We start from the raw sequence: 7,154 nt of genomic DNA, 5'->3' as shown, positions 1-7,154 counted from the left end.
GTGCTGCTGGCGGAAGACCATGAGGCCAGCGCCTTCGTGATCCGCGAGGCGCTGATCGCGGCAGGCTGGCGCGTCGAGACGGTGGCGGATGCGGCGGCGGCAATAACGCGCGTGGGCCAGCGGCGCTACCAGGTGATCCTCACCGATGTGCACATGCCGCACGGCGGCGGCGAGGCGGTGCTGCGCGCGGCACGCTTCGCCAGCGGGCTGAACGCGCTGACGCCGGTGGTGGCTGTCACGGCCGACGCAAGTCCCGAACGCCGCGCGGCGTGCGACCGCGCCGGATTCTCCGGCCTTATCGAGAAGCCTATCCGTCCGCGCCCGCTGGTGGCGACGCTGGTGGACATTCTGATCTCGAGCGGGCAGCCGAAACGGGCTGCGGGGGCCTAGAACGTCCGTCCAATGAGCAGGTAGGCCGATTGCCGTCCGCCTTCGGAGCGTCCAAAGGCGAGGTAGATCGGGCCGAAGGCGGTGCTGGCGGCGACGAAGACGCTCCCGCCGAAACGCAGCTCGCCCGTGTCGAAACTGTTACCGGCCTGCCAGGCATCACCGAGCTCCACCGAGCCGCCGACATAAAGTGGCACGCCGAACAACTGCTCGGAATCGCCGAGCAGGCTTCGGCGGTAGATCAGCTGCGAGGTGAAGAAGTTCTCGCCTGCGAGTTCCTCCTTGCGGTAGCCCGACAGGCTGAACAGGCCGCCGACACGGTAAAGCGAGTCCAGGCGCGCGGCGCCGTCAATGCGCTCGCCTGCCGCAAGCGAGGCGATCAGTGTGTTGGGGCCCATGCTGCGCGCAGTCAGCGCCGTGGCACTGATGGTCTGGAAGTCGGCATTGTCGCCGATGGCTTCGAAGCCCTGAACATAGCGTGCGCCGGCGCGAATGCCTTCGCGCGGGAAGAAAGGATCGTCGAGCGTGTCATAGGCGCCGGCGGCTATGAGACGGCCGATGTCGATGTCGACTTCCGAGACCAGGGCAAAGCCCTCGTTCAGTTTGGCGCGGCCCGCGCCGACCTCAACGCCGAGGCGCACCTCGCCGACATTGCCGAACTGGTAGCCCGTATCGATGCCGGCAAGGGCATAGGTGAGATCATAACCCGCTTCCTTGAAGCCGCGCGGCGAATAGATGTTGACGGGGCGATTCTGGATCTCGCCGCGCACCGTTGCAAACCAGCTCTGGCGCGGATCAAGCAGGCGGAAATATTCGCCTGCAATCTCGTTGAAATCGCCGAGCGTGGCGCGCGCCTGGATTTCGGAGCCATAGGAATCGAGCGCGGGGGAACGGAAATCGAGCGATATGGCGGCGTCGGATTCGGTGTTGAAGTCATTCTCGACAATCAGGCCGAAGCGCACGCGGCCTGCGTCCGGCACCACGTCGATAGCGCGCAGGACGAGACCCGTTCGGCCATCCCTCTCCTCGAAGGCATAGTCCACCCGCTCGAAAGGGCCGAGCGCATAGATACGGTCCAGCGCCTCGGCGATCTCGGCATCATCGGCGGGCTTGCCGACGAGTTCGATCACCTTGCCTTCGAGCAGGGACTGGTCGAGGCGCGAGGAATTCTCGATGCGCAGGAAGCCAATGACCGGCGGATCAGTCGCTTGATTACTGGCATAGACGAGGGCAGGCCTGCCAGCGGCGAGGGTTTCGAGGCGGCCGGTCTCGGTCTGCATGGCTTTGCGCCCGGCCTCGATCAACTCGCTGCTGCGCGTGAAGGCGGTCGGGTTGAAGCCGCTGGTATTGATCCGCACAAGGAGGTCGTTGCCGGTCAACGAGGCGATCTCAGCGCGCTCGTTGGTAAGGATAAGCAGGCTGACGGTCTGGGCGAGCACATCGACCACTGAGCCAATTTTCTCCTCCGGGATCAGTTCGCTCGGGGTCCAGACAGCGATGACGATATCGGCGCCCATCTCGCGCGCAACGCTGATCGGCACGTTAGCGGCAAGGCCGCCATCAACCAGAAGCTTCCCTTCATGGCGCACGGCTGGGAAGACGCCGGGCAGTGAGATCGAGGCGCGCATCGCCAAAGGCAATTCGCCGGCGCCCAGGATCACCGCTTCGCCCGTCGCGATGTCAGTGGCGACGGCGCGGAAGGGGATATCGAGCGCGTCAAAACTTTCCAGATTGGTTCGCGCAGGCGAAAGGCGGCGTAGCTCCTTCATCAGTGTCTGGTCGGAGACGGCGCCGGTTGGCAGCAGTATACCGGCCGCGGAGACCCCGAGACTGGCCGTGCCCGGAAAGTCCGCCTGCTGCTGTTTCTGGCGGAAGGTCAGCTTGTTCCGGTCCGACTGGGGGGAGAAGACGCCGGACCAGTTGACGTCCTTTACGGCCGTTTCCAGTTCCTCGCCGTTCATGCCGGAGGCGTAGAGGCCGCCGATGACCGCGCCCATTGAGGTGCCGACGATCATGTCCGGGCGGATGCCGAGGCGTTCGAGCTCCTGAATAGCGCCGACATGCGCGATGCCAAGCGCGCCGCCGCCGGAGAGGACGAGGGCGATCTTCGGCGCGCGGGGCGTCTCATCGGGAAGCGCTGCGTCCTGCGCGACGGCCGGGACGGCCAGACAGGCGGTTGCCACGAGGGCGCCAAGAGCCAGGGACAGGAAGCGGGCGATGGGCGGCATGACAGGTCTCCTCGACCCCGCACAGAGAGCAGGAAGCGTGCCGGAAGGAAAGGGAATGATGGTTCGGGAGAGACTTGAACTCTCGCCCTGGCGATTGGGGGTCGTTACCGAAGCGGATCAAGCGAAAAAATATTAGAAAAACTAATACTGCAGAAATCGTTCGCGATCGTAAAAAATCGCAAAAAGCGGCTCAAAACCGCTGTTTGCATGTTAGTTGCGTGTCAGGAAAAAATCCCCAGACCGCGCGACAGTTGAATCGCGGTCGGTCAAGATTATAAAATTTGGCGACAAGGCTTTGCGAAACATCGCCCGTTGCGTGTTAGGTGTGTGCTACAGCCCGGCATTTGATCGCGTCGTCCATACGCACGCTCATAGCCACTTGTGCTCCTTATGGCTTGAGCAGGTTTTTGCTCGATCACGCGGGCGAGGCACTGACATCGCCGCGTCTGTATCTGGCCTATGCTACGGCATTTGCCGATCAGGAGGATCCGCCCTGACGGCCGGCCGCAATGTGAAATGCGTCAGGAACGGCCGCAACCAGGCGGTCCGAATCCCCCGGGAATTCGAGCTGCCCGGACACGGCGCCGTCATGCGCAAAGCGGGCGCTCAGCTTGTCATCGAACCTGCTGCTGCGCCGTCCCTTGCGGCCTTGCTGAAGACCCTTCAGTCGATCGAAGACGATTTCGCTCCGATCCAGGATGCGCGTGCTGAACCGGTTGATTGCCAGGCGTGGCTTCAGGTGACTGCCCGCTTCCTGCTCGGCACCGGCATTCTCTCCGGCCTTGTCCCCCATCCCCAGGGGCGCACAGCGGTCAGGATCGCAGCGCTTGGCGAGGACGACGTTGCCGCCATAATGAAACTCCTGAACGGCATCATGAGTTTTGAGCAGCGCCTTGTTTTTTCGTCGATGGTCGTTTTGACAAATATGTTGTTTGCATACCTTTCAAGAGCGATGCGTTACACCCGTTTCTGGCTTGAGACCCGGTCGCAGGGTGGGAACTCTCCGGATCACCAAATTCATTGCACTGACGGTGCTGGGTTATGCGAGGCTTAAGCGGCCGCCTGGCGCTTTGCGTGTGCCGCCACGAGTTGCCCTATCGTCTTGAAGAGGGCCTTCATCGCCACAGGCTTCATCATCACATCGTCGGCTCCGCTTGCCAGAGCCCTCTCGGGGATATCGACCGAGGTGTCGGCTGTGACGAGAATGATCGGTAGCCGGGCCTTCGCGTCGCCGCGCGCGCGGATCCGCCTGATCGCGGTCAGGCCATCTATACCGGGCATGCGCAGGTCCATCAGGATCAGTGCATAGTCGCCCGCCTCAAACATCTGCACGCCTGTCTCACCATCCGGCGCCTCATCAAGCACGACGCCTGCTATCTGCAGCATGTCGCGAACGACCCGCCGGTTCATCGCATCGTCGTCGACAAAGAGGACACGCATCAGACTTCAGGCTCCGTAACTGCGAGTATCCCCAAATGGAGGTTAAGCCGCATTTTTTTCTGGGTTATGGACTGACAATATCGTCTCAGTCTCGTTGGAAGGCTTCGATAGTGCAGCGATGACCAGAAGAGGCTCGAATGGCCCTTCAAGGATCTCGTCAAACCCCGCAAGGTGCAACATCTGTGGTTCGATCTGCGATCCCGCTTCGAGGAAGGCGACCAGACGCGTGTCAGCTGCACATTCGCGCAGTTTTATAATGTTGGCCATCGCGGCGTTTGCATCACCGAGCTCGTTTGCGAACACAAACACTGCATCAAACCGGCCCGCCAGAACTGCCGCGAGACCCGACGCAAGATCATCCGCCGTCACGACCTCTGAGTCATCACCCGAAAGCAAGGCTTCGAGCATGCTCTGCCGCATCAGGTTGCTGTCGAGCACAAGTACCCTGCGTTCAGTGCCGGTTTCTTTTGAGCCTCGGGAAAAAGCCGCAACTTCAACTACGGGCAGGCGCAGCGTGAACACTGAACCAGCGCCGCTTGCGCTGGTCATAGTCACATCGCCGTTCATGGCGCGTGCCAGCTTGCGGCAGATCGAAAGGCCAAGACCTGTGCCGCCATGCTTGCGCGTGGTGCCGCCGTCCACCTGATGAAACGCTTCGAAGATGGCTTCATGTTCGCTGGCTTGTATGCCGCAGCCCGTGTCTGCCACTTCGATCAGGAGGAAGGACCCGCCGTCAGCGCGTTCCATTTTCGCGTCAATACGCACGCTTCCCGCATCTGTGAACTTTATGGCGTTTGAGAGCAGGTTGAAGACAATCTGGCGAACCCGGCGTTCGTCGCCTTCGACGACGCCGAGGCCAGCCTCGATGTCCGCGGTCAGGATCAGGCCCTTGGAATCCGCGCTGTCTCGCCAGAACCGGCTGACGCTGTTCAGGGTGGCGGGCACTTCGTACTCGCTGCGGTCGATCGTCACGACGCCGGATTCGAGCTTTGCAAGATCCAGAATGTCATCGACGATCGCCTTCATTGTCTCGCTCGACGCATGGACGAGTTCGACACGCTCACGCACGTCGGCAGCCAGGTCCCGGCGCATCATCAGGAGCTGGGTCATACCCAGAATACCGTTCAGCGGCGTCCGGATCTCATGGCTTGTTGTCGCGAGGAATTCGGATTTCGCTTTCAACGCTTTGGCCAAAGCCGTGTTGGTTTGCTTCAGGGTCTCGTTGGCCGATCGGATGGCGTTCCGGCTGCGGCGCATAGAGTTGTAGTGGAGGGCGCCGGCGATCAGCGCGATCAGGCTGAACACCAGAAGTCCGCCAAACAGGATTGTGCGCTGGCGCGCTTTCGCACGGCTAAGCGCCACTTCCTTTTCCAGCGCTTCGGTGCGCAGCTTTGCGAGGTTCAGCTCCTGGCCGGCAAAGTCAAACTGCACTGCCATCAGCGCCGTGTTGGCCGCGGTCGACACGCTGAGGGCGTCGTCATCCAGCCGCTTTAATGACTTGAAGTGTTGCAGCGCTAATTCCGTCTGTCCCAGCGACGAATAGATTTCCTGAGCCGCCTCATGGAACTCACGATAAGGCATCGGCGTCTGATCGATATTCTGTCCTTCGAAAGTGCGCGCAATCAGGACTGCAGCTTCCGATACCGCGCCGCGTTCGAAGGCAATCTGGGCGCCAACACCCCAGAGGAAGCTTTCCCAACCAAGTGGCTTTCCGCCGTTGGACAGAGCCAGACCGCTGCGGGCGGTAGCGTCGGCCTCATCCAACCGTCCGGCCGCGAGTTGCACGGAGGCCAGGTTTGCGAGGATGCGTGCCTGAAGCGACGCACTGTCCATCTCAATGGCGATCGCCAGCGCCTCACGGAATCCGGCTTCGGCCCCGGCGAGATTGCCGAGCTCACGCTGCGCGTGAGATATGTTGTTGAGGCGCGACACGTTGACGGAGGGATCGCCAGAAAAGGCTTCACCGGCGCGTTTGTAGAACTCCAGCGCCTTCGTATAGTCTCGCGCGTCGGTGTAAATCGAGCCGACTTGTTGAAGCGCCAGCGCCTGGCTGCGATCTTCGTTGAGGTCGGCGAAAACTTTCTGCGCGCCCTGATAATGCGTGAGGGCGAGAGCATAGTCTCCCGAGATGCGTGCCGCGCCCGCGCGGGCGATCATCAGATCACCAAAGACTTTCTCGTCGCTCGCCTGCGCGCGGGCGATCTCAAGCCCCTGTTCCAGCCGCGGTATAGCTTCGTTGACCCGGTTGAGCCGGTTCAGGGCCTCGCCCTCGAGCCAGAGCGCGGTCGCTGTTTCATCTGTCTGCGCGGTGCCGGCCAATTCGTCCGAAGACGCAATGTTGCCCACTTCAAGCGCAAGTTCATAAGCGGCCGCCGGGTCCGCCATCATCTTCGACTTTGCTGCAGCAACCGCTTGCTCAAACGGCGTCGGCGCGGCCGCATCGGGGGCTTGCGCCAACGCGGCACCCGAAACGAGCGTGAGAGCAAAGAGCGAGAGAACCGCAAAGCGCATCGGAAAACTCCAAGAGTCCAAAGTCCTGAAATGAAACGTATTAGTAAGACATTGCGATCCTTCTAACGCCGCATTGGGGATTAAATGCAAAAGCCGCCCGGCGTTAACCGGACGGCGTCTCACCTTAGGAAATCACTGTCTGATGGTCGATCAGAAGCCGTTCCACAGCCGTCCGCCGATCATGTTGACGACTTCAGTCTGCGTATCCTCTGAAACCGGAGCCTCCGCCCGGACGAAGCCGGAAAGCTCCCCGGCCCCGCCAAACAGACGACAAGCAGTTCCTCCTGAGTTTCGAATCAAGCGAACCGGACTGGAGCTTCTTCCCGCACAGCAAACTCGCCAGCCTGCCCCGCGTTCAATGGAAGCTGCTCAATATCCGCAAGCTCAGAGAAACGAACCCGGACACGCACGCGCACGGCATCGCCGTACTGGCGGACCGTTTGCCCGTCCTGCCTGATGAAGTCGGCCGCAGCGATCGACGACTTCCTTCAGCGCGTTGCGTGTCAGTTCGATCTCAGGGTTTTGATAGATCTATAAAAAGACACTTAAAATCAGGGCAGTGAGTGGTAATTTGGGAGAGACTTGAAC

5 protein-coding genes are annotated in these 7,154 nt (G+C 61.3%); 2 read left to right on the top strand and 3 right to left on the bottom strand.

What is annotated here, in order from left to right; all coding sequences use genetic code 11:
- Positions 1 to 390: response regulator (locus WEA77_RS02660; RefSeq protein ID WP_368066315.1), on the top strand; the 390-nt coding region annotated here is incomplete at its 5' end.
- Here WEA77_RS02660 and WEA77_RS02655 read toward each other — a convergent pair.
- On the bottom strand, positions 387 to 2,615 hold the full coding sequence (locus tag WEA77_RS02655) for a patatin-like phospholipase family protein (RefSeq protein ID WP_368066314.1): 2,229 nt from the start codon (positions 2,613 to 2,615) through the stop codon (positions 387 to 389). The two genes, WEA77_RS02660 and WEA77_RS02655, sit on opposite strands and share 4 nt — an antisense overlap.
- Positions 2,616 to 3,204: 589 nt before the next feature.
- Here WEA77_RS02655 and WEA77_RS02650 point away from each other — a divergent pair.
- Entirely contained in the window at positions 3,205 to 3,669 is a 465-nt protein-coding gene (locus tag WEA77_RS02650) for a hypothetical protein (RefSeq protein WP_368066313.1), read from the top strand.
- On the opposite strand, the gene WEA77_RS02645 is transcribed toward WEA77_RS02650, so the two are convergent.
- Together WEA77_RS02645 and WEA77_RS02640 are read right to left on the bottom strand one after the other, a co-directional pair.
- Entirely contained in the window at positions 3,666 to 4,055 is a 390-nt protein-coding gene (locus WEA77_RS02645) for a response regulator (RefSeq protein ID WP_368066312.1), read from the bottom strand. The genes WEA77_RS02650 and WEA77_RS02645 overlap by 4 nt on opposite strands.
- Before the next feature lie 42 nt (positions 4,056 to 4,097).
- Positions 4,098 to 6,566: an ATP-binding protein gene (locus WEA77_RS02640; RefSeq protein WP_368066311.1), complete on the bottom strand. Its 2,469-nt coding sequence runs from the start codon at positions 6,564 to 6,566 to the stop codon at positions 4,098 to 4,100.
- Positions 6,567 to 7,154 lie beyond the last annotated feature (588 nt).

It is taken from the genome of Hyphomonas sp. (assembly GCF_040882205.1).
In the GTDB taxonomy this organism is placed as follows: domain Bacteria; phylum Pseudomonadota; class Alphaproteobacteria; order Caulobacterales; family Hyphomonadaceae; genus Hyphomonas.
This window is presented reverse-complemented; position numbering and strand designations above follow the sequence as displayed.

Coding starts and splice junctions, on each gene's coding strand:
- WEA77_RS02645 (WP_368066312.1), bottom strand. CDS start 4,055: ATGCGTGTCCTCTTTGTCGACGACGATGCGATGAACCGGCGGGTCGTT.
- WEA77_RS02650 (WP_368066313.1), top strand. CDS start 3,205: ATGCGCAAAGCGGGCGCTCAGCTTGTCATCGAACCTGCTGCTGCGCCG.
- WEA77_RS02655 (WP_368066314.1), bottom strand. CDS start 2,615: ATGCCGCCCATCGCCCGCTTCCTGTCCCTGGCTCTTGGCGCCCTCGTG.
- WEA77_RS02640 (WP_368066311.1), bottom strand. CDS start 6,566: ATGCGCTTTGCGGTTCTCTCGCTCTTTGCTCTCACGCTCGTTTCGGGT.